Origin of the sequence: Bacteroides gallinaceum (assembly GCF_030373775.1) — a bacterium.
Taxonomy (GTDB): Bacteria; Bacteroidota; Bacteroidia; order Bacteroidales; family Bacteroidaceae; genus Phocaeicola; species Phocaeicola excrementipullorum.
In genome coordinates this window covers 109647-132023 of sequence record NZ_JAUDEN010000006.1, presented here as the reverse complement: position 1 = coordinate 132023, position 22377 = coordinate 109647, and the positions used below count along the sequence as shown (strand labels likewise).

Sequence of the window (22377 nt, the reverse complement as noted above, 5' to 3'; positions counted from 1 at the left end):
TATCCTTGTTAAGGAGCATGTAAGTGTTATAAAGTTTTTCTATATGAGCAACACATTTTTTAAGCAGTTCTTAATCAAGAAATTCAGGGTTTCATTGCGAATGCGACCTGCAGTTTCGCATTGTTGCAAATTGTGAACACAACTTACCTGCACTTCGGAAATATAATATTCTAGAAGAGACTTAGAAATAATGTAAAATACCTCACCAAGACATGCGACTTCCGCCCACAAATTATGGCCCTCAGCATAAATATATTCCAATTGATAGTTTAGCTGGCTGGTTCGGAGATAGTCCATCCGAATTATAACGATTAAATAGACAATAAGATTACTAAGTAAGAGGGTGTTGGCAAATAGACCAATAGTCCCTCTCAAACCAGAATCGTACACATTCTCTCCTCCCATTCGTTTCATATAAGAAACATAAATCATGATATCTTTGTCCGCTTCAAACACTGTAACTTGTTCTCCTAACCGAGCCGGAAACATTTTATTGTCAAAATCCATCCGAGCAATACATTTACCACAGGAAATTGAAAAACCATAGTTAAGCGTAGCAATATAACTGTGATTCCGTTTCATCAAATAAATACGCCCATCTGTAACATGAATTAAAAAATCAATGCGTCCGTCTGTCGAACCATCATCAATGATGAACAGTTCAGAAGAGGTATTAGTCTGTTTATGAATACTTTCAACAGATTTTCGCAAATACTTCCCAGCGTTATAGCCAGGAAGAGAAATATTGACAATTGACATATTTGACATACTATATTTCATCTTAAGACTTCTTCTTTCCCGCTTTATTAAACTTCCATGTCAAGGAAAAGAGTACGTAACGAGGGAGGACGTTAGAAAACCTCTCGATGCGGCCTTGGCCATTCACGTTCACATAAGTATATCGGTCACGCCCCAGCAAGTCATAACCTTTAAGCATGAAGGTGAAAGAACGGAAGGTACGTGACAAACTTACATTCCAAAGCAGGCGCGTATCGTTGAGCGCGGCATCATTGAAACCATAGCGGGAAGTCAGACGGAAGTTCGTTGCCAATGAAACCTCACCGGGCAGGGGAACTTGGGCGCTCAAGTGATACATTACATCAGTAGTACGAATGCGGACAAAATCCTCACGTTCACCATCCACATTTCTCCAGTCAAGTCCGACGCCACCCGTAAACAGGGCACCCGCAGCGGGGGAATAATTAAATGTAAGTTTAGGGCTAGCTTGGATGGTGCCGGCATGACAGATCGACGTTCTTTCTTCATCTTGCACAAACGAAAGATCTACGCTGTGCAAATAACTGACCTTTAACTGTGCCTGCAGGATTAGGTTCTTCTTTTTGTTAAGAGGCACATTGTACCAAAGATTATAGTTCGCCAGCCAATTCCCGTCTACGTTGACCCACTGTGAAGTTCGCACTCCGGTTTGGGTGTCATACGTTTGCATTGCAGCCACTTGATTGTGCCAACGGGTATAGTCAATAGAGGTGTTCAGCGAACGCCCCTGCTGATGTGTACGCTTCAGCTGGAGCATGAGCCGGTCGCTGCGCATGTTTTTCAAACCGGGATTGCCTAAGGTAACGAAAAGCGGATTGGAAGCGTCGGTCAGATCAAGCATATAGCGAAGATTCGGCTGCGAATTTGTAGCGTTGTACTTCAGCATCACGCTCAGCTTGGTCCCTCCTTTATCTCCCTCTATCGGACGCCAACGAAGCGAAGCCGACGGCTCAGCAAGCCAAGCATGGCGCGCAGTATGATAGCTCTTGCCAAATCGCTGATAGCGCAAGCGGGCATTTTCATGATGAAAGGTCAGTGTAGATTTTATCTCAAGCCATCCCATTTTAGGCAACTTTTTATCATAGAACCAGTCAAGCGACAGGGTATGGCGTGAGGTATGGGCAGTGGAAAAGTAGCTGTTGTCCATGTCGATGCATCGAAGAAGTTCTTCACGGACAGAAGGGAGCATGCCAAGCTGTACCGAATCTCCATCAGTCCATCCTTCGCCTAACCAATCAAGGCGATAAAGGGGATTTTGCTCGGAGGCATAATGCTGAGAAAAGGTATATCCAGGTGTCAGCTGTCCGTTCGCCTGCTCTGTATTGAGGTATTTCCAGAAGAACCTTCCTTGAAGCCGATAGTTGTAACTGCGAGTATCCGCATCGGCAAAGCGATGACGATAGTCCGCTGCCTGTTCTGTTTTGGGATATTCCAGGCGATAAATATCAAACTGATCCTGTTCACGCTTGTTGTGAGTAAAATTGCCGTTTAAGTCAAGCAGGTTTCCTTGGAATGCCAACGCACCATGAGCAGTAAACTTGTGAGAGGACTGGTTGCTTTCGGCTAGGACATCATCCCTCAGCCGATTGAGTGTCAAGCTGCGAATCCTCTCGTCCATCGGCTGCATGAATACGCTGTCGAGTATGGATTCCGTACTCTCCGAAATGGGCAAGACATCAAACGATGCAGAACGCGAGGCAACGCTATTATCCCGGTGACGGTAATTGCCGGAGTACCCCATTTCGTAAAGACGGCCGCTCCGGGGACGTAGTGTCAGTTTAACACTGCCGTTTCCTCCAATGCTTCTGCCGGAACTGTTTGTCTGTGAACGACCATAGGTATTGCCGCCGGAGAGGAACGTTTCACTCGCCGTTCCTTGCGTCAACCGATCGTCACGATGCTCAAAGGCAGCATTGGCTGTCAGTTTTAATTTCCCGTTTGGCTCAAAGCGGTAGTCGGCAGAAACATAGTTGCGCTTATGCAGCCCGCTTTGCATGGATCGCGCGAAGCCGCCGTACTGGTTATAGCTATTGTCAGCATTCAGGTTGTTAAAGTCCCCCGACAACGTAAAACTCTGCCGTTCGTCAAAACGCATGGCAAACAAGCCGCCTTCATAACGTTCTTCCGTACCATATCCTCCCTTCAACTGCCCCAGGTAGGTGCCTACGTATTGGCGTTTAAGACGAACGTCCATCACATACGACTCATCGCCCATATCCGTCCCGGTCGTTTCACTGAGAACTCCTTCCTTTTCATAAACTTTTACGCGGCTCACCACATAAGCGGGCAAGTTCTTAAGGGCCGCCTGCGGATTACCGTTGAAAAAGTCCTTTCCTCCCAAAAGCAAGTTCTCCACAAGCCGCCCGTTCACAAATACATTGCCATTACGTATTTCTGCACCGGGCAATTGCTTTACCAGGTCGTCAAGCATCGAGCCGTCGGGCAGCGCAAAAGCACTTGCATTATACACCAGCGTATCGCCCTTGTAGTACATTCTAATCATAGTACCCTTAACCACTACCTCGTCCAGCTGATGAAATTTCTTTTGCATGTAGATGTCGCCCACATCGATTACTCTTCTCTTAACCTTCTCCGCCTTGATTTCAACGCCATGAACAATCGTCTCATAGCCCATCTTACGGCATTTTATAATATAGCGGGAAGCTCCAGGCGCATTGAGTGTGAAGGCCGCACCGTCTTTTGCAATTTTGCGCGCCACGCGCAAATTGCTTGCAATCATCTCCTCTGTAACCGGTATCACGGACATGGTTACATCTACCAGACTGCTGTCCTCACGCAACAGCTCCACCCTTACGGAGTCTACACCATCCTCCGTAATAAGGTCACGAAGCGTGCCTGTGATTTTATATTCTTGGGCGCATATTGTCCGTGGAAGAAGCATCAAACATACACACAATAATAAAAAAAGACGAAATGTATATTTATACGGATGCTCTTCATAGACACGAAGGGTAAAACTTTTGGTAAAAGATACATGTAATTCACGTAGAATAGAAATAAATATATTGGTTGACATCATAATTTTGTTATTTGTAAGTGCAACTATAAAAATAATCTCTTTTTTGTCTAATATTGTTGCAAATAGTTTATTGTTTTCATATTCTTAGTTTCTACAAGGTTATTGTTTATATCAGATGCTCATCATAGTTTAATTATCATAATGATAAAATAAATTAATACTGTAAATATATATATAATTTTGAAAAAATTCACTGCCTTGCCTTTTTTTAGCTTCTATTTTTTTATTTTTTAGAACTATACTTTTTTACAACAACGTTTGTTCTTTAGACTCTTCCTTAATTCTGCAATACTTTTGAAGCAAATCAAAACAAGGATTATTCCGCTGTGAAAACATTAAGAGTCCTCGTCCTTTAACGGAGATTTTATTTTACCAATAATTCGCTTTTTTATTTGCCCACCACTTTATTCCATTCTATTGATAATAAAAATTCTATACCAACAAAAGACGGACTTTTCCCTAAAGACTGAACAGCATATCAGAAAACAAAACCATGGAATATCAGATTACCTTTTTGCACTATCCCATAAAAACTCAGAATTTAATTATAATTCATACACAAAAAAGAACAAGCATGTAACATATTTATTATTTTTGCGCTGTTTTAACGTCAAAAATAAAACTATGATTACATTCAGCATCGCATTGATCTTGCTTTTGGCAGGATATTGGATTTACGGAAAGTTCATCGACCGCATCTTCTCCCCTGACTCTAAATGCAAAACTCCCGCCATCACCAAAGCCGACGGAGTGGACTATATCCCGCTCCCTACATGGAAAATCTTCATGATTCAGTTTCTCAACATCGCCGGACTGGGACCGATTTTCGGCGCCATCATGGGAGCGCAGTTCGGTACGGCTTCCTATATATGGATTGTAATAGGAACAATATTTGCAGGAGCCGTACATGATTTCCTCTCCGGAACACTCTCGCTCAGGCACGACGGGGAAAGCCTTCCCGAACAAATCGGACGTTTTCTGGGACAACGCACAAAGAAAGTGGCATGCATATTCACCATGATTCTGATGGTGCTGGTAGGCGCAGTATTCGTTTCCGGACCGGCGGAGCTGCTTGCGGGAATGACTCCGGAATACCTCGATGTCTATTTCTGGATGGCTGTCATTTTTCTGTATTATGTGCTTGCTACCATGCTTCCCATCGACCAGATTATCGGACGGATTTATCCGCTTTTTGCGGTCGCTCTGCTGTTTATGGCTGTAGGCATTTTGGTAATGCTTTATGTCAAGAGTCCCGATCTTCCGGAAATATGGAACGGATTCGGCACGAAATACGAAAAGAACCCTATTTTCCCGATGATGTTCATTTCCATCGCCTGCGGAGCCATCAGCGGCTTTCATGCCACGCAATCTCCACTCATGGCACGATGCATCACTAACGAAAAACATTGCCGTCCGGTATTCTACGGAGCGATGGTAACAGAAGGCATCGTTGCGCTTATCTGGGCCGCGGCCGCCACCTGGTTCTTCCAGGAAAACGGCATTGTTGACAAAGCTACAGGAATCGCCTATTCAGGCGCAAAAGTCGCTACCGACATCTCGATCGAATGGCTGGGCGGCTTTGGAGGCATACTGGCTATTCTCGGCATCGTGGCCGCACCGATTACCAGCGGAGATACAGCCCTCCGCTCCGCACGCCTGATTGTCGCCGACTTTTTCCACATCGAGCAACGGAGCATACGCAAACGACTGATTATTTGTATACCTATCTTTCTGGTAACCATCGGACTGCTGGTATACAGTTTCAGTGATGTGGAAGGATTCAAAATCATCTGGAGGTATTTCGCATGGTGCAACCAGACACTGGCTGTATTCACCTTGTGGGCGATTACCGTATGGATGGTGCAAGCCAAGAAAAATTATTGGCTTACGCTTGTCCCTGCCCTGTTCATGACAAGCGTGTGCAGCACCTACATCGTTATTGCCCCCGAAGGACTCGGGCTTCCACCGCAGATAGCCTATCCGATCGGAATCATCTGTACAATAATAGCCGCTGTGTGGTTCGTCGTATGGTTCAGGAAGCGGAAAGCAAACAGAATCTGACCGCACACAATACAATAGAGGCGCAGTAACTTGTCTCAAGCAAGACTGCGCCTCCACTTCACATAAAACAAGCAGCTGTTACCGCCGAAGTTTCATTTTAAAGCTGTCATCACAGCACATATTTTGCCAGCTCGCGCTGTATCCTTTTTATGTCTGTACCCCGGCTGAACTCCTGCTCAAAAGGTTCTGCACAACCTCTCACCCACAGTTTCATCTCACAATCATCGTCAAAGGTTCCCGACGTTTCTATCGAAAAACGCTCAATCGAACGGTAAGGAATAGAATGGTATTCACGTTTCTTCCCGGTCACCCCCTGTACGTCCTGAATAATCAGACGTTTATTGGTAAACACCCATTTGTCACGAATGATCACGAAAGCCTGTTCAATGAATTCGCCTTCACAAAGCAGATCGCCGTACTCTTTCTTCAAAGAGTCAGGATCCAGCGAAGAAGCATTTCCTAAAATAGCGTTCAAGATACCCATAATATTCTAAGTTTAAAACTCACTGGTAAAATGGAACTTGATGTGCTTGAAATCATTTTGAGCCATCTGAAGCACATAGTTGCTATCGGCCAGGAACACGTCACGTCCCTCGCGGTCTTTTGCCATATACTGAAACTTGCGCTTCTTGAAGGCTTCCAGTTCGGCCGGATCGTCGCTCTCAATCCAACATGCCTTGTACAGGCTGACCGGCTCCCAACGGCATTTGGCGTTATATTCGTTCTCCAGACGATACTGGATGACCTCAAACTGCAACTGGCCTACCGTCCCGATAATCTTGCGCCCGTTGAACTGATTCACAAAAAGCTGGGCCACACCTTCGTCCATCAGCTGGTCAATGCCTTTGTTCAACTGTTTTGTCTTCATCGGATCTGCATTCTCGATGTACTTGAACATTTCGGGAGAGAAGCTGGGCAGTCCCTTGAAATGCAGAATTTCACCTTCGGTCAACGTATCTCCAATCTTGAACACCCCGTTGTCCGGCAGACCGATGATATCGCCCGCCCAAGCCTCGTCAACCGTAGTCTTGCGCTGTGCCATAAACTGCGTAGGAGAAGAAAAGCGCATGGTCTTGTTGTGGCGCACATGAAGATACGGAGTATTGCGCGTGAACTTGCCCGAACAGACTTTGCAGAAAGCCACGCACGAACGGTGGTTCGGGTCAATATTAGCCGTTATTTTAAAGACAAATCCCGTAAACTTAGGTTCTTCCGGCATCACGACGCGCTCTTCCGCCTGTACGGGACGCGGACTTGGAGCAATCTCCACAAAACAGTCCAGCAGCTCCTGCACTCCGAAGTTGTTCAGAGCCGAACCGAAAAACACCGGAGCAAGCTCACCCTTCAGATAGTCGCCGACATTAAACTCCGGATACACTCCTTCTATCAGTTCAAGCTCGTTACGGAGTTTCTCGGCCAGCGGAGAACCGATATGATTGTCGAGGTCTTCCGTATGGATATCCACTTCCACCTTTTCCGTCACTACCTGCTTGGAAGGCTGGAACAGGTTCAGCTTCTTTTCATAGATGTTATACACGCCTCTGAAACGGGGGCCGCTCTCAATCGGCCATGTCAGCGGACGCACGTTGATGACCAGCTCGTTCTCAAGTTCGTCCAGCAAGTCGAACGGGTCTTTCGCCTCACGGTCCATCTTGTTCACAAAGATTATGACCGGCGTGTTGCGCATACGGCAAACTTCCATCAGCTTGCGGGTCTGCGTTTCCACACCTTTCGCCCCGTCTACCACAATGATTACGCTGTCGACGGCTGTCAGCGTGCGGTATGTGTCTTCCGCAAAGTCCTGATGCCCCGGCGTATCGAGAATATTCACCTTGTAGTCGCGGTAATCAAACTCCATCACCGAAGTGGTTACCGAGATACCACGCTGCTTTTCGATGTCCATCCAGTCGGATGTTGCTGTCTTTCTGATCTTGTTCGACTTCACTGCTCCCGCCACCTGGATCTGTCCGCCAAAAAGCAGCAGTTTTTCCGTCAGCGAAGTTTTACCGGCATCCGGATGTGCGATAATCGCAAATGTTCTTCTTCTTTCTATTTGTTGGTTGGCCATATTTCATTCTTCCAATTATTCAGTTATTCAAGTTCCAGTTCTCCCTTTTTATCCTTTATATAATATCCGGCCAGCATAGCGAGCAGGTCGCTTATCACTTTGATAGCCCCCTGGGTAGCCTCGCTCACTTCCTTTTTCTGAAGCCTCAGCAGAAGCACCCCGTACATGGCTTCAAAACATGTTTCCAGTTCGGGCTCCCCTTTATCAGCGCCCTTGGCGCGCAGTTCTACGATGAAAGGAAGAGCCTTGTAATAAGCCGCACTGTAATACGGAAATTTCGGCGAGCGCAACAGGCGCAGATGCAAGTCTGTCAGCCAGATGATGACATTCTTGTTAATCTGAAGATGTCCCTTATCCATCACCCCTTCATCGCGCATCATCTGAATCAAATCGCTGTACCACTGTTCCAGCGCGCGTTTCTGTTCATCAGACACGGGATAAGGATCCACAACCGTTTTCCGGATCCTGTCTATATCGCCTCCGTTGGCCCTTATCAGATCCTCCACCTGCCACATATACAACAGATATTCCGCAATGTTCTTCTGTTTCAGTTCCTGAGAAATATACATAAACTATTGTTTTATGAAAAAGATGTTCCGTTTATCGCAAGCACAATCCCCACAATGGCAGCAATCACCACCACAATGCCGATAATGCGGTTTAACACCCATATGCCCCGCACATTGAAATGCGCACGAACCTTGTTCACAAAATAAGTGATGCTGAACCACCAGCTTACCGCACCGATAATAATCGCCAGATAACCAACGAGCTGGAAGCCGATAGGACTTCCCGGCATCACAAACGAGAAACGGGCAAAGAGTCCGATAAACAGGAATATGATCAGGGGATTGGAAAACGTCACGAAAAAAGCCGTAACAAAATTGTGGAGATAGGTCCCACGCTTGCCCGAAGAAGGACGCAATGCCTTTACCGGATTGCTGCGGAAAGTATAGATACCGAAAGCGAAAAGCATGATGCTCCCCACAATCTGCAAAACAATCTGGTGCTTCACGATAAGCTCATCCATGAAGCTCATGCCATACCCCGTCAGCAAAGCATAGCAGATATCACTCAGCGCAGCTCCGAGCCCGGTCACGAAACCGAACCAGCGCCCCTTGTTCAGAGTCCGCTGGATACAAAGCACGCCCACAGGTCCCAAAGGAGCAGAAACAACCACCCCCACGATGAAGCCTTTTATCAATAATTCCAGTACGGTTACGTGTTCAATCCAATTCATACTGCAAAGATGCTACTTTTTTACGAAAGTACCTACTTTTTTAGCCTCTATTATCGAATTGCCTGATACGCGAAGAGCGGTTAAATCCTGTATGTAAAAGAAAAGGATGTGACAAAATGACACATCCTCTTCCTTCCCGGTTCATCGTGAAGCTTTACAGTTTCTCGTAAACCTTGCAATAAGCAACCTGGCAAACGCCAGTATCGTTGTTGGTTGCTGTAATTTCCAGTCTGACATAGCGCGCCGTTACGGGGGCATCCAGCGTTATCACTTCTTCGGCAGGAACCAGCGGACTGTTGCCTTCAACAACAGTTCCATCCGGTGCTGTCCAAGGCAGTTCAAAGGTAAATTCGCCTACCTGCTCAAAGTTTTCTCCGTCTGTGCTGGTATAGATATTCATGTGTTTTACAGAAGGATAGTTATTTCCTCCAGCTTCTCTGCGCCCGATGGCGAACTGGCTGCATTCCAATTCCTTCTGCATGTCAATGAGCAGCCAGTGCGGACAGGGTGTAGGTTCGCCATAATAGCTGTGCCAGAACTCGGTGCGGTCTTCCGTAAACAGCGAGCTATAGCCTCCTCCATCGTTTTCCTGTACGTCAGAGCCTGTGGCTGTCCATCCGGTCCAGTCATATTGCAGGTATTCTTGTCCTTCGTATTTCTGCAGAACGACGAATGAAGTCAGCCAATAGCCGCACTTCACATTCACTGTGGCGGTTCTGTAATTACTGCCGGTGTTGGCCTGTGTAGCTGTCACCGTAATGTCCCTGCCATCGAAGGTAACCGTACACCATTCTTCCACCCCTTCACCAAAGTCGATCGACTTGAGTTCAATGGGAGAATCAATATCTGTATCGGCGGTAATGGTGGCTGTTGAATTGGCTGCGGCTTCTACCACGGCACGTTTTATCGTGATGTAGCCCACATAGGGTTGCTCCGTATCGGCACATCCTCCTAAGAGGAAGGCCGACAGAAAGAATAGCATCAAGTATGATAATTTTTTCATTTGTCTCTTTTTTATCGGATTAAATAGAATTGTATGAATTATTGCTCAGGTTAAGGATTCTGTTCCAGATCATAAGGATACTGGTCGAACTGTCCTTGCGGGATAAATTCGCATACCGCAGTTGAATTGTAGGGAACTTCCCAGAACTGGTCGCCCACAGTAAGCGTGTGTCCGCCCGGATACATGCGGTTCAGCGTGCCTTTCTTGCGGAAGATGTCCAGCGAACGGTGTCCTTCCCACGCCAGCTCCAACATGCGTTCTTCCTCAACGATTTTCATAATGTCCTTGGGCTGTCCGGCTTCTGCCGTCTGCATGTTGGTTGTTGTCCATTCAGGAACGCCTGCCCGGCGGCGCAATATGTTCACATCATCCAATGCCTCCTGCACCTGATTCTTGCTTGCATAGTATTCGGCACGGATCAGGTACATTTCGGCCAGACGGGAAACGACCGGCGACCACAAGTGATAAAACTGCTCCTGATAAGAGAACTTGTTGATTGCATAGACCAGATAGTCGGTTGACTTCTGGCGCAAGGTGTTGGCATTGTATACCCTCGGTTCGATGCGGCCGATATACTTGACGCCGTCTGTTCCCCTTACATAGTAGCGTGAACCCAAGTTATAGTCTTCCTCCTGGATAGTGGCATTCTGGAAAGATGCGGCATCTTCATCGCTCATCTTCCATGTGCCGTCGTCCTGCTTGGTTACACTGATTTGCTTTATCACAAAGTTGGCACTGCTGGCCGACTGGCGCCTGCTGTACACAAATGTCCAATCGTTATACGTACCGTTTTCATTGCCATGCACACCGTATATGTCGGTGTTCGTACCGTCTTCAACGTAACGCTTGGTGACGAACTTGCTGCGCAGGTCTACAGGGAAACCATTTTCGTCCCGATTCAGTTCCAGCAGTTCCAGATAAGGATTCGAAGCATACACTTCTTCCCAGCCTTGTTTGTCGATACGGAAGAACAGCCCTCCCTGGCGACTATAGCTGCCGTCGTCTTTCAGACGGGTACGGCGTACGGCAAAGATTGTTTCCTTATTATCTTCGGGCACGTGCTGCGGATAGTTGTAGTATGCTTCTCCCTGCAGCAGTTCAAAGCGTCCGGACTGAATGACGCTGTCGGCCATTAAATAGGCGTTATCCAAGTCACCCATGTAGAGATATACGCGTGCCAGAAGTGCCTGGGCAGCTTCCTTGGTGGCGTGATTGTGGTCTTTGGGTAACGTACCTGCCGGCAATGTCATATAGGTGCTGGCAGCCTTCAGGTCTTTTACCACCTGCTGGTAGATTTCTTCCACGGTAGAACGCTTGTCAGGATAATCCTCCGCATCGCTTGTCAGCTTCAGCGGAAGGCCGGGATTCTGTGTGGGATTGTTGGAATAAGGCTGCGCGAACCAGTTTACCAGATAGAAGTAGCCCAAACCGCGCAAATAATAGTTCTCGCCCATGATGATGGTTTCCTCTTCCGAGCGTCCGTCGCCCATCGCTTCAACCATATCGATAATCTGGTTGCAGTTGCCTATCATACGGTATCCCAGCTCCCATCCATATTCGGTCAGTGTGCTTTGTACGTTGCGGCTGTAGTCGTAAAAGTCGAATGTACCGCCTGTAGATGTTCCTCCCCAGCAAACATCATCACCTCTCAAGGCAAAAAATTGGAAGCCGTTGTCTATCAGCCCATTGTCATTCTTCAGCAATCGGTAGCTGCCTTCCGACAATTCCACGAGGTTACGTTCGTCTATACTTTCAAGCGCTATACCATCGTACAATTTCGTATCCACGCTGCATCCTGCCAAGGCAGTTGCCAGCCCTAAGGAACTTAATGCATATTTGATGTTCATATCGTTGTTTATTATAAAGGTACAAGTTTAGAAATTAACATTCACGCCAATTGTAAAACGGCGTACAGTAGGATAGCCGAAACTGCTGGCACTTCCATTGTATGAACTGGAGAACAAGACTTCGGGATCCTGACCGGAATACTTGGTGATGGTGAAAAGGTTTTCACCGGTCAAGTTGATTGCTGCCGAGTTGATTTTAAGAGGTTTCAACCATTTGCTGGGCAAGCTGTATGACAAGCTGAGAGATTTCAGCTTAAAGTAATCACCATTCTCCAGATAACGGGTAGACGTATTTGAATTGTCAGCGCTGCTGTTGGCTATGAGCTGCGGATGAGTGGCTATGTCGCCCGGTTTTTCCCAGCGGCTCCATCCGTCCTGCAACCTCATCGGCACCTGGCTCGGACGAGAGCAGTCACGGTCCAACGCGCCGGCACGCATGCTGTTGTAAATCTTGGCTCCGGCCGCGAAAGTAAAGTTGGCGTTCAGCGAAAGGCCCTTCCATGTCAGGTTGGTTGCGACAGCACCGTTGATGTCAGGAATAGGCACTGCGTCAAGCAGCACGGGCGTAGCTTCGTTGTAGTTGCTGGTCACGGTCTTTTCACCGGTAGTCTTGTCCACTTTGAACCACAGGCCCTTGCCTGTCATCGTGTCCACACCCGCCCATTCGCGCATGTAGTAGTTCAAGTAAGGATAGCCCACTGCCGTGGCCTGGAAACTCAAGTCATCGCCGTCGGGCATGTAAGTAATCTCATTGTGATTGTAACCCAAGTTGAAGCTGACATCCCAATAGAGGTCTTTTGTCTTGATGATTTCCGGAGTCACCGTAATTTCAAAACCCTTGTTTTCCAACTTGCCGTTGTTGGATGTCTGACGGTTGAAACCGCTCACAGCCGAGAGGTGGCGCAGGTAAAGCAAGTTCTTGGTCTTTTTCACATAGCCGTCCAACGTGATGTTCAGGCGGTCGAACAGACGTATATCCAGACCGACGTCCAGATTGCCGGTTTCTTCCCATTCCAGATCGGGGTTACCCAAGTAGTTTGTCATCAAGGCTATCTGATTGTCGTATTGGGTCGTAATGCTGGCCTTGGTCAGATAGTCGTAAGAGCCGCCCGGCTGGTTTCCGTTGATACCGTAAGAAACACGGGCACGCAGTTCGTTGATCCAGGGCACGTTTTCCATGAAGGCTTCTTTGTGGATGTTCCATCCGCCGCCTACCGACCAGAATGTACCCCAACGCTTGTTGCTACCGAAACGGCTGGAACCGTCGCGGCGCACCATGGCCTGAAGCATGTATTTGCCGTCGTAAGTATAGTTTCCGTTAAACAGGTATGCCGCATTCTTGTTTTCATACTTGGTTCCGCTTGCGGCTGGGTCGTCTGCACCAGCACTGATGATTTCAGCACCTTGCGCTATATTGTAGGCAGTAGCTGTCAAATCCCAATAACGGTATTCTTCGTATTCGTAGAACAAGTATGCGCTCACCTCGTGCTTGTCGCCGAACGTTTTCATGAAGCGCAACAGCTGGTTGGTGTAAACAGAGCGCGAATTGCTGTTTGCATCATAATAGCTTCCCTTGGTTCCTACACCGCCACGGCTTTTCGGGTCAGTATAAGTACTACTGTAGTTGTTGGAGAACCCGATCTTGTTGTTTGACTCAAAAGTAAGGAAATCGAAAATCTTATAGGTGAAACCTAAATTCACGTCCAGTCCGTTAGAGCGGCTTTTGCCCCAGTTCAGATGACGGTCGTAGGCGAAGTTTGTACCGCCGTCGCTATACCAGTAATCATCCGGATTGGCTGATACGGCTTCTTCTGCAGTAGCGGGAAGACCCTGGCTTCCGTCTTTCAGATTACCCTGCGAATCCCACGGCGTATCCCATGGCGTGTAGCTGGTGTGAGCCAACGAATACTCCTGGTTAAACGTTTCCTTGTAGCTGGCGGCAATGTTGGCTTTCAGCGTCAGACGGTCGTTTACCATATATTCCGTGTTGGAACGCAAAGTAAAGCGGTCATAATCGTACCCCTTGATGGTACCTTCTTCCGTGTAGTAGTCACCCGAAATATATGCACGGATTTTGTTGTTACCGTAGGTGTAGTTTATGTTGTAGTTCTGAGTCAATGCATTCTGCGTGGCATAGTCCCACCAGTCAAAGTTGCGGTCACGCAGATAGGGCTGCAGCCAATATTGGTCATCCAGATTTCCCGCGTTGGTATAGGCCGTTACCAGATAATCATAGTATTCGGCACCGTTCATCATTTCCAGGTTGCCTTTTGTCAATTGAGAAACAGACCACTTGGCTGACGCATTAAATTGTGCAGTACCCAGTTTAGCACGTTTGGTGGTGACTTGTACCACACCGTTGGCGCCGCGCGAACCGTAGAGGGCGGTAGCCGAACCGTCTTTCAAGATAGAGATGCTTTCGATATCATTGGGATTCAATTCGGCAGAACCTTCACCGATGACACCGTCGATCACCCACAAAGGCTCCTGGCTTCCGGAGATAGAACCTGTACCGCGCACACGGATGCTCACGCCGTCGCCCGGACGTCCGGAAGAAGGGGTGACTACCACACCTGCCACCTTGCCTTGCAGCATGTTGCTCACGCTGGGGGCGGTGATGTCTTTCAGGCGGTCGGTCTTCACATCGGCAATGGCACCGGTTACCGTGCTTCGGCGCTGCGTACCATAACCAACCACCACAACTTCATCCAGCGCCTTGCTGTCGGGCACCAGGTTGAAGCGCATGGCTTGTCCCGCCACAGCCTTTCTTTCCTGTGTGGTATAACCCATAAACGAAACTGTCAGTATGGAATTTCCAGGTACTTTCAGCGAGAAGTTTCCATCCATGTCTGTTATGGTTCCTAATCCGGTTTTCCCCTTTACCGACACATTGGCGCCGGGAATCCCCATGCCGGCTTCGTCAAGCACCTGTCCCGTTACAGTGATGTCGGCTTGTTGTTGCGTTTCGTTTACTGACAGACTGCTGCCGGTATCCGCAGCATACAGCGGAAAGAACATTCCCTCTGCCGATACAAGCAAGACTCCTGCCCATAGGGTTCCTGCCCAATTCGTTTTTCCATAGGAAGATTTGTTTTTTCTCATAAAGCATTTATTAGGTAAAAAATCAAATAAGTTGTTTTTAGGCTTAATTATCAAGATTGGCGGCAAATATATAATAAAAAAATATACATTCATAGAAAAACAAATGATTTTTTCTCTTTAAATACCCAACCCTTCCCTTTAAAACTTAAAAAAAGACCGCACAACGCCAACCTCTTCACTGGAGCAGGGCTGACGCATTAAAAAGAATATTGATTATTAAGTACTTATTATTCAGCATGTGCTGATTTTATAGGTAAAAAACAGCCTTTTTATCTGGCTTTAGTATATCTCTAAATATCAGATACTCTGAATATCAATGACTTTAGTAATGCGTCAGCCCTGAGAACCACGCAACATCAACCTCTTCACTGGAGTGAGGAGTTCGTATCACTCCAGTGAGGAGATCGTATCGCTGGAGTGAAGAGATCGTATCACTCCAGTGAAGAGGAGAAAACTCCGCGGCATCCTGCCGAAGCACAAGGCAAAACACTGAAAATCAACACATATTCAAACGCAAAAGATGCGCACTCAGAGTTGAGGAGCAGGATGCTGCTTGAAGAACTTGAACTGGCGATAGAGCATCACGGCGGCAATGACGCTGGCTACCGCATCTGATATGGGCATGCTGAACCATACGCCGTCAGCTCCCCAGAACAAAGGAAGTATCACCAGACAAGGTATCAGGATCATCACCTGACGGCTGAGCGAAAGGATGATGGCCTTCTTTGCCATTCCGATGCTCTGAAAAAAGTTGGACGTAACCATCTGAAAGCCGATTATCGGAAAAAACATCACGACAATGCGCATCCCTCGCGCCCCCATATCCACAAGGGTTGCATCCGAAGTGAAAGCCTTTACGGCCAGCTCGGGCACCAGTTCGCCGATCAAAAATCCCGCCGTGGTCACAACCGTTGCCGCTATCACCGTCAGCTTCATCACATGGTTTACCCGGTGATACTGGCGGGCACCGTAGTTATATCCAGCTATCGGCTGCATCCCCTGGTTCAGTCCCATCACAATCATCACGAAAAGGAAGGAAATGCGGTTCACGATTCCGAAAGCTCCTATCGCCAGGTCGCCGTCATACTGCTTCAGTCCCTTATTTATAAGAATCACGATGAAACAGGCCGCCAAATTCATCAGAAAAGGAGCCATACCGATGCTTATGATACCGGAAACGAGATGCTTTTGCAGGCGATAGATGCCCCGCTGAAGATAAATAAGCTCGTTCTTGTTGCTGAAGAGCCTGAACAGCCATATCAGGGCAACGGCCTGCGCGAGCACGGTAGCGACGGCCGCTCCCTCAATGCCCATATCAAAAGTGAAGATGAAAAGCGGGTCGAGCAGCGTGTTGATAACCACCGTCATGATCGTTGCGAACATGGCTTTCTGCGGATGTCCGGCCGAACGGAGAACCGAATTCAGCCCCAGGTAAGAATGAGTGACGACATTTCCCAAAAGAATGATCACCATATAGTCGCGCGCATAAGAAATAGTAGCTTCGCTGGCACCGAAAAAATACAAGATCGGATCGAGAAAAGCAAGCGTGACAATAGTGAAAAGGACACCGATCACCACATTGAGCGTAACCACATTGCCCAGAACCTGCCGGGCTGTCCGGTAGTCTTTCTGCCCCAGCTTCACCGAAACGATGGTTGCAGCCCCCACTCCGACCAACGAACCGAAAGCGGCGGCAAGGTTCATGAGCGGAAAAGTTACGGCAAGTCCGGATATAGCCATTGCGCCTACTCCGTGGCCGATGAAAATGCTGTCTACCATATTATATAATGAAGATGCGGTCATGGCTATGATAGCGGGCACTGCATACTGCATCAATAATCTACCGACAGGCTCGGTTCCCAGTCGGGCGGCTGTTCCGTTCTGTGACATAACAAGACGTTTTAAAATTTTACAAATTGAAAGTTAATGGAAGTTTGCTAAAAAATCACGCAAAGTTACGCTTTTTTCGCCAAAAGAAAAAGTTTGTGTATCTTTGCATCTCAAAAATAAAAAGATGATGAACCTGAAGTTTATAGGATTGAGCATACTGATGCTGGCTTCGGCACTTGCCGCGCCAGCGGAAAACACCTCATACCGCTACCGCGTGCAGCTTAAAGACAAGTCACAGACCACCTATAGCCTCGACCGGCCGCAAGAGTTTCTTTCCGCCCGTTCCATCGAAAGAAGAAACAGACAGGGACTGAAGATAGACTCGACCGACCTGCCGGTATGCGCCGCCTATATCCGCCAGCTGGAAAGCCAGGGAGGAAAATTCATATCGGCAAGCAAATGGAACAATACGGTGCTGATGCAAACGAACAGTGAACAGACAGCCCAGCGCTTCCTGATCAACCCGTTCGTTGAATCGGTGCGGAAAGTATGGACTTCGCCCGATTCTGTCCCTCCTCGTCCCGCCGACAGAAAAAAAGAAGTCGATAACAAATGGAACGAACAGGAAGACATATACGGAGTGGCGGCAGACCAGATTCGCATGCATCGCGGCGACAGCATACACAAAGCCGGGTTTCGGGGAAAAGGTATCGAAATTGCGGTGATCGATGCCGGGTTCTACAATGTAGACGCAATGAAGATCTTCAGACACGCGCACATACTGGGGACAAAAGATTTCGTGAACCCCCAGTCAGACATCTACGCCGAACACAATCACGGGATGAAAGTGTTTTCGTGCCTTGCCGCCGACGCGCCTCACGTAATGACGGGCACGGCACCCGAAGCCGGATTCTGGCTGCTCCGGTCTGAAGACAACGACTCCGAACAGTTGGCCGAAGAAGACAACTGGGCGGCAGCCGTCGAATTTGCCGACAGTGTAGGCGCAGATATAGTGAACACTTCACTGGGATATTTCTCATTCAACGACGCAACCGACAACTATACGTACAGGGAGCTTGACGGACATACGTCACTCATGTCCGCATCGGCTTCGATGGCGGCAAAGAAAGGCATGCTGGTGGTATGCAGCGCGGGAAACTCCGGAGCTTCCACCTGGAAAAAGATAACTCCACCTGCCGATGCAGAAAACATATTGACCGTAGGAGCCATTGACGCAATGGGACTGAACGCGCCTTTTTCTTCTGTCGGAAACACAACCGACGGACGGGTCAAGCCGGACGTGATGGCCATCGGAATGCATACAGCCGTTGTGGGAACGAACGGAGGCACGGCCTATGCCAACGGAACATCATTCGCCGCACCGGTATTCTGCGGTCTGGCGGCCTGCTTGTGGCAGGCATGTCCCTGGCTGAACGTGTTCGAACTGATCGACATAATCCACAAGGCAAGCGACCGCTATGCCTATCCCGACAACATCTACGGATATGGAGTGACCGACATATGGAAAGCCTTCCAGCTGGCACGCAAACTGAAAGAAGAGAATGGAAAATAATCCCTTGTCATTGGTCCAGCTCAACTCGCTGGTAAGGCGGAGCATCGAAGCCTGCCTGCCCGATACATATTGGGTACAGGCCGAAACGAGCGACGTGCGTGCCAACAGCAGCGGACACTGCTATCTGGAATTCGTACAGAAAGATCCTGCCGGAAACACGCTCATCGCCAAGGCAAGAGGCATTATATGGGCAGGCACATTCGCAAGGCTCAGAGCTTATTTCGAACGCGAAACAGGACAAGCATTCGTTTCCGGAATCAAAGTGCTGGTAAAGGTGTCTGTAGGATTCCACGAACTTTACGGCTATTCGCTCACCGTTGTCGACATCGACCCGACCTACACACTGGGGGATCTGGCCCGCAAAAGAAAGGAGATTCTGAACCGGCTGGACAAGGAAGGCATACTCACACTCAACAAAGAGCTTGAAATTCCGGAAGCCGCACAGCGGATAGCGGTCATCTCCTCGCCTACTGCCGCCGGCTATGGCGACTTCTGCAACCAGCTCAACAGCAACGCCTTCGGCTTTGTATTCTATCCCCGTCTGTTTCCGGCTGTCATGCAAGGCGACAAGGTTGAAATCTCCATCATTTCCGCCCTGAACCGCATTTATGAGGAAGCAGACAATTGGGACGCAGTGGTCATCATACGCGGCGGTGGAGCGACATCCGACTTGTCGGGTTTCGACACTTACGATCTGGCGGCAAACTGTGCGCAATTTCCTTTGCCCATCATCACCGGCATCGGACACGAACGGGACGATACGGTTATCGACATGGTTGCACATACGCGTGTAAAGACCCCGACCGCTGCGGCAGAGTTTCTTGTCAACCACCTGCGCCAGACTGCAGAACGCCTGGATAATTTCATCCAATACATTTATCAGGAAATGCCTCAGCGCATCGTACGCGAAAGAGAAAGGCTTGACGGCTGGCTTGCACGCATTCCTTCAAAAATACAATTGCGGATCCAGCAAGAAAGTTTCATTCAGGAACGATTTGCAAGACGGATAGGGACAGCTCTGCAAACGCGCTTCCAGTCGGAAAAGCACCGTCAGGAAATATGCCTGCAACGGATGCAGACCGCTTTACGGGTGCGTATGCAAACCGAAAAGCACCGGATCGAACTGTATTCAGAACGCATCAAGGCCGCATCTCCCGACATTCTGCTGAAACGCGGATACAGCATGACACTGAAAAACGGAAAAGCGGTGACGGATGCTTCCAGACTCCGGCCGGGAGATACGGTGGAAACCCGCCTGGCAAAAGGAAGTTTCAAGAGCAAAGTAATATGAATACAGTACCCAACAAGACAAAAGAATCAGAAAATATGGCTGCAAAAAAAGAAACTTACACATACTCGGAAGCAATGAAGCATCTCGAAGCCATTGTTTCCAGAATCGAAAGCAACGAACTGGACATCGACGAATTGGGCGAAAACCTGAAAGAAGCGCAAAAACTGATCAAGTTCTGCAAGGACAAGCTTTATAAGGCAGACCAGGAAATACAAAAAATGCTGGGAACATCCCCTACCCCTCCCGAAGGAGGGGCCTGAGGATCAAGGGTGTATCAAAACAAAATTGGGCTGTCAAAAAAAGTAATGTCATATTGAAAAATGAAAATTTGCGTTTCGGCACACCCTTCTAAGGATTGTCCGCAGCCCAAGAGAATCAATGAACAATGGTCATTTCATCTATCAGATGCGATGCTCCGGCATACTTGTCAATAATGAACAAGGTATAGCGGATGTCTACACATGCGGCACGCTGCAACTGGGGATTATAGGCGATATCTCCCGTAAGCCCTTCATAGTTGCGGTCGAAGGCCGTACCGATCAGTTCACCCTTCGCATTGAATACCGGTGAGCCGGAATTTCCGCCCGTATTGTCCGTTGCCGTCACGAAGCATACAGGCATCCGTCCGTCGGACATGGCATACGGACCGAAATCCTTTTCTTCGTAAAGTTTCTTCAGGCGGGCAGGAACCACAAACTCCGGATTGTCGGGATCTTCCTTCTCCATTACACCTTCCAGCGTTGTAAAGTACAGATACTCTTTCGCGTCAGCCGGCTCGTAAGACCCGATCTTGCCGTAAGTCAGCCTCAGCGTAGAATTGGCGTCCGGATAAACCGGCTCATGCTTTTTCCGCTTCAGTTCAACCATACCCGCTACCCATGTCTTATGCGCGCGATTGTACGCATCGGTTTCCTCTTTCATCGCATTGCTTGTATGCTCATACCCCTCCTTGACCGAACGGGCATACTGCACCATCAAATCGTTCGCCAATGTTTCTGCATCCGGGTTCTTCAAGAATGCTTCCAAGGCCTCACGGCTGCGGAATATGGAAGTATCGAAGCAAGCATCCACAAACGCATCCACATTTCCCCCAAACCGGGCATCAATCACCTTAAATATACTGATCCGCTGGTCAGAAGGTATCAGTCGGGCATAAAGCGCGATCAAACGTTTGGACACTTTCCGGTCGACAGAGAGATTGTAGTCCTTGTTGAAGAACTTGTTTCCCTCTTTTCCCAGTCCCTTTACAGCCTCTGCTATCTCCTTTGAATTTCCATTCTTCAGGGCTTTGAGCAGAGCGTCCGTATCCGGCACCTTGTAAAATTCCGTTCCCAGCATCAGAGCTTCATAGATGGCCTGCTGATGATAAACGTAAGGAAAGCGTTTCTTCACAATCTTACGGATGCTTTCGTAAGCCTCGTTCCATGCCGCATTTCCTGTTTCGCGTCCGTAAGCCAGCAGTTCTTCCTGCTGCTTTTTCTTCTTGTCAAGCACTTTCAGCTTCACCAGCCCTTCGTTCATCCCAATTGCATTCTTCCAGTAATTTGCCGAAGAAGCATACTTGGCCGCATATTGGATGCGCGTCCTGTCATCCTTCCGCATCTCCTCGCCCAAAGTCCGCAGACGTACCCCGCGGATTGTATCGCGCATGAAATTGGTCGTGTTCATCCGCTCTTCCACTTCATCGCTGATCATGTATCTCCAGTTCTTTCCAGGAAATCCCATCACAAAAGTAAAATCGCCCTCTTTCACTCCTTGCATGTTTATCGAAAGGTGCTTCTTCACTTTCAAAGGCACATTCTCTGCATTGTAGACAGCCGGCTTCCCGTCTTTCGAGGCATAAATGCGGAACATCGAAAAATCGCCGCAATGACGCGGCCACATCCAGTTGTCCGTATCGGCGCCAAACTTGCCGATGGAAGACGGAGGCGCGCCAACCATACGTACATCTTTGTATGCGGTTTTGACAAACAGATAATACTTGTTCGCCCCGTAAAACGGTTTCAGCTCCAATGTCGTAAATTCATCGGTTGCAATCCGCTCCTTGTCGGCAAAACGTTTTGCAACCTTCTCCAGATACGAAGGCGACAGATAATTTGTTCCGTCCGGATCCTCATCTTTTTTCAGCTGCTCCTCTACGTAAGAAGTCACATCCAGAATCCGGTCGATGAATGTCACGCTCAACCCCTCACACGGCAGTTCCTGCTCACGTGTCATGGCCCAGAACCCGTCGGTCAGGTAATCATGCTCCACCGAACTGTGCTGCTGGATGTATCCATAACCACAATGGTGATTGGTCAGCACCAGTCCTTCAGATGAAATCACCTCTCCCGTGCAGCCTCCTCCAAAGTGTACCACAGCATCCTTCAGGCTCACATTCTCTGGACAATATACTTTGTCAATGCTGATATCCAGCCCCAAATCCTGCATGACGGCAGCATTCTGCTGTTTCAAATCAGTCAGCATCCACATTCCCTCATCAGCTTGCCCCGCAAGGACAAAAGCTGAAAACAGAAACAAGAAACAAGTTTTCTTCATGGCATAA

Annotated in this window: 15 protein-coding genes; 4 read left to right on the top strand and 11 right to left on the bottom strand. The window is 48.3% G+C overall.

Features of this window, described 5'->3' with window-relative positions; genetic code table 11:
* Window positions 1-39: 39 nt before the first annotated feature.
* Window positions 40-780 (bottom strand): glycosyltransferase family 2 protein, encoded by a 741-nt coding sequence (locus tag QUW60_RS05330; protein ID WP_289558937.1) that lies wholly within the window; start codon window positions 778-780, stop codon window positions 40-42.
* 1 nt (window position 781) lies between these two features.
* Window positions 782-3682 (bottom strand): hypothetical protein, encoded by a 2901-nt coding sequence (locus QUW60_RS05325; RefSeq protein ID WP_491745706.1) that lies wholly within the window; start codon window positions 3680-3682, stop codon window positions 782-784.
* Window positions 3683-4441: 759 nt separating this feature from the next.
* Between QUW60_RS05325 and QUW60_RS05320 the strand changes: the two genes are divergently transcribed.
* The gene (locus tag QUW60_RS05320; protein WP_289558935.1) at window positions 4442-5878 is read left to right on the top strand and encodes a carbon starvation CstA family protein; all 1437 of its coding nucleotides are present in this window, start codon (window positions 4442-4444) and stop codon (window positions 5876-5878) included.
* A 109-nt stretch (window positions 5879-5987) separates the two neighbouring features.
* On the opposite strand, the gene QUW60_RS05315 is transcribed toward QUW60_RS05320, so the two are convergent.
* The 8 genes from QUW60_RS05315 to QUW60_RS05280 all read right to left on the bottom strand — a co-directional run bounded on the left by QUW60_RS05315 (window position 5988) and on the right by QUW60_RS05280 (window position 17028).
* On the bottom strand, window positions 5988-6362 hold the full coding sequence (locus QUW60_RS05315) for a PH domain-containing protein (RefSeq protein WP_258338980.1): 375 nt from the start codon (window positions 6360-6362) through the stop codon (window positions 5988-5990).
* Window positions 6363-6374: 12 nt separating this feature from the next.
* Window positions 6375-7946 carry a peptide chain release factor 3 gene (locus tag QUW60_RS05310; RefSeq protein WP_289558932.1) on the bottom strand — a complete coding sequence of 524 codons (1572 nt, stop codon included), beginning with the start codon at window positions 7944-7946 and terminating at the stop codon, window positions 6375-6377.
* A gap of 23 nt (window positions 7947-7969) precedes the next feature.
* Complete coding sequence (locus QUW60_RS05305) at window positions 7970-8515, bottom strand: DUF4924 family protein (RefSeq protein WP_258338982.1); 546 nt, start codon at window positions 8513-8515, stop codon at window positions 7970-7972.
* Window positions 8516-8526: 11 nt separating this feature from the next.
* Window positions 8527-9186 carry a LysE family translocator gene (locus QUW60_RS05300; protein ID WP_289558929.1) on the bottom strand — a complete coding sequence of 220 codons (660 nt, stop codon included), beginning with the start codon at window positions 9184-9186 and terminating at the stop codon, window positions 8527-8529.
* A gap of 154 nt (window positions 9187-9340) precedes the next feature.
* Window positions 9341-10189, bottom strand: a complete 849-nt coding sequence (locus QUW60_RS05295) for a discoidin domain-containing protein (RefSeq protein ID WP_289558927.1) — start codon at window positions 10187-10189, stop codon at window positions 9341-9343.
* 50 nt (window positions 10190-10239) lie between these two features.
* Window positions 10240-12036 (bottom strand): RagB/SusD family nutrient uptake outer membrane protein, encoded by a 1797-nt coding sequence (locus QUW60_RS05290; protein WP_289558925.1) that lies wholly within the window; start codon window positions 12034-12036, stop codon window positions 10240-10242.
* Window positions 12037-12063: 27 nt separating this feature from the next.
* Window positions 12064-15138 carry a SusC/RagA family TonB-linked outer membrane protein gene (locus QUW60_RS05285; RefSeq protein ID WP_289558923.1) on the bottom strand — a complete coding sequence of 1025 codons (3075 nt, stop codon included), beginning with the start codon at window positions 15136-15138 and terminating at the stop codon, window positions 12064-12066.
* Between the two features lie 528 nt (window positions 15139-15666).
* Window positions 15667-17028 (bottom strand): MATE family efflux transporter, encoded by a 1362-nt coding sequence (locus QUW60_RS05280; RefSeq protein WP_289558921.1) that lies wholly within the window; start codon window positions 17026-17028, stop codon window positions 15667-15669.
* A gap of 127 nt (window positions 17029-17155) precedes the next feature.
* On the opposite strand from QUW60_RS05280, the gene QUW60_RS05275 reads away from it, so the two are divergent.
* Genes QUW60_RS05275 through xseB form a run of 3 tightly spaced genes read left to right on the top strand, consistent with a single transcriptional unit; the run spans window position 17156 to window position 20092 of the window.
* Window positions 17156-18541 (top strand): S8 family peptidase, encoded by a 1386-nt coding sequence (locus tag QUW60_RS05275; protein WP_258338990.1) that lies wholly within the window; start codon window positions 17156-17158, stop codon window positions 18539-18541.
* Window positions 18531-19832: an exodeoxyribonuclease VII large subunit gene (xseA, locus tag QUW60_RS05270; RefSeq protein ID WP_289558919.1), complete on the top strand. Its 1302-nt coding sequence runs from the start codon at window positions 18531-18533 to the stop codon at window positions 19830-19832. Before QUW60_RS05275 ends, xseA begins: the two co-directional genes overlap by 11 nt.
* Before the next feature lie 35 nt (window positions 19833-19867).
* Complete coding sequence (gene xseB, locus QUW60_RS05265; RefSeq protein WP_289558917.1) at window positions 19868-20092, top strand: exodeoxyribonuclease VII small subunit; 225 nt, start codon at window positions 19868-19870, stop codon at window positions 20090-20092.
* A 115-nt stretch (window positions 20093-20207) separates the two neighbouring features.
* On the opposite strand, the gene QUW60_RS05260 is transcribed toward xseB, so the two are convergent.
* Complete coding sequence (locus tag QUW60_RS05260) at window positions 20208-22370, bottom strand: S46 family peptidase (RefSeq protein WP_289558915.1); 2163 nt, start codon at window positions 22368-22370, stop codon at window positions 20208-20210.
* Window positions 22371-22377: the final 7 nt, after the last annotated feature.

Bases quoted from the DNA above. Each gene is read 5' to 3' on its own strand.
- QUW60_RS05330 (WP_289558937.1), bottom strand. From the start codon at position 780: ATGAAATATAGTATGTCAAATATGTCAATTGTCAATATTTCTCTTCCT.
- QUW60_RS05320 (WP_289558935.1), top strand. From the start codon at position 4,442: ATGATTACATTCAGCATCGCATTGATCTTGCTTTTGGCAGGATATTGG.
- QUW60_RS05315 (WP_258338980.1), bottom strand. From the start codon at position 6,362: ATGGGTATCTTGAACGCTATTTTAGGAAATGCTTCTTCGCTGGATCCT.
- QUW60_RS05310 (WP_289558932.1), bottom strand. From the start codon at position 7,946: ATGGCCAACCAACAAATAGAAAGAAGAAGAACATTTGCGATTATCGCA.
- QUW60_RS05305 (WP_258338982.1), bottom strand. From the start codon at position 8,515: ATGTATATTTCTCAGGAACTGAAACAGAAGAACATTGCGGAATATCTG.
- QUW60_RS05300 (WP_289558929.1), bottom strand. From the start codon at position 9,186: ATGAATTGGATTGAACACGTAACCGTACTGGAATTATTGATAAAAGGC.
- QUW60_RS05295 (WP_289558927.1), bottom strand. From the start codon at position 10,189: ATGAAAAAATTATCATACTTGATGCTATTCTTTCTGTCGGCCTTCCTC.
- QUW60_RS05290 (WP_289558925.1), bottom strand. From the start codon at position 12,036: ATGAACATCAAATATGCATTAAGTTCCTTAGGGCTGGCAACTGCCTTG.
- QUW60_RS05285 (WP_289558923.1), bottom strand. From the start codon at position 15,138: ATGAGAAAAAACAAATCTTCCTATGGAAAAACGAATTGGGCAGGAACC.
- QUW60_RS05280 (WP_289558921.1), bottom strand. From the start codon at position 17,028: ATGTCACAGAACGGAACAGCCGCCCGACTGGGAACCGAGCCTGTCGGT.
- QUW60_RS05275 (WP_258338990.1), top strand. From the start codon at position 17,156: ATGAACCTGAAGTTTATAGGATTGAGCATACTGATGCTGGCTTCGGCA.
- xseA (WP_289558919.1), top strand. From the start codon at position 18,531: ATGGAAAATAATCCCTTGTCATTGGTCCAGCTCAACTCGCTGGTAAGG.
- xseB (WP_289558917.1), top strand. From the start codon at position 19,868: ATGGCTGCAAAAAAAGAAACTTACACATACTCGGAAGCAATGAAGCAT.
- QUW60_RS05260 (WP_289558915.1), bottom strand. From the start codon at position 22,370: ATGAAGAAAACTTGTTTCTTGTTTCTGTTTTCAGCTTTTGTCCTTGCG.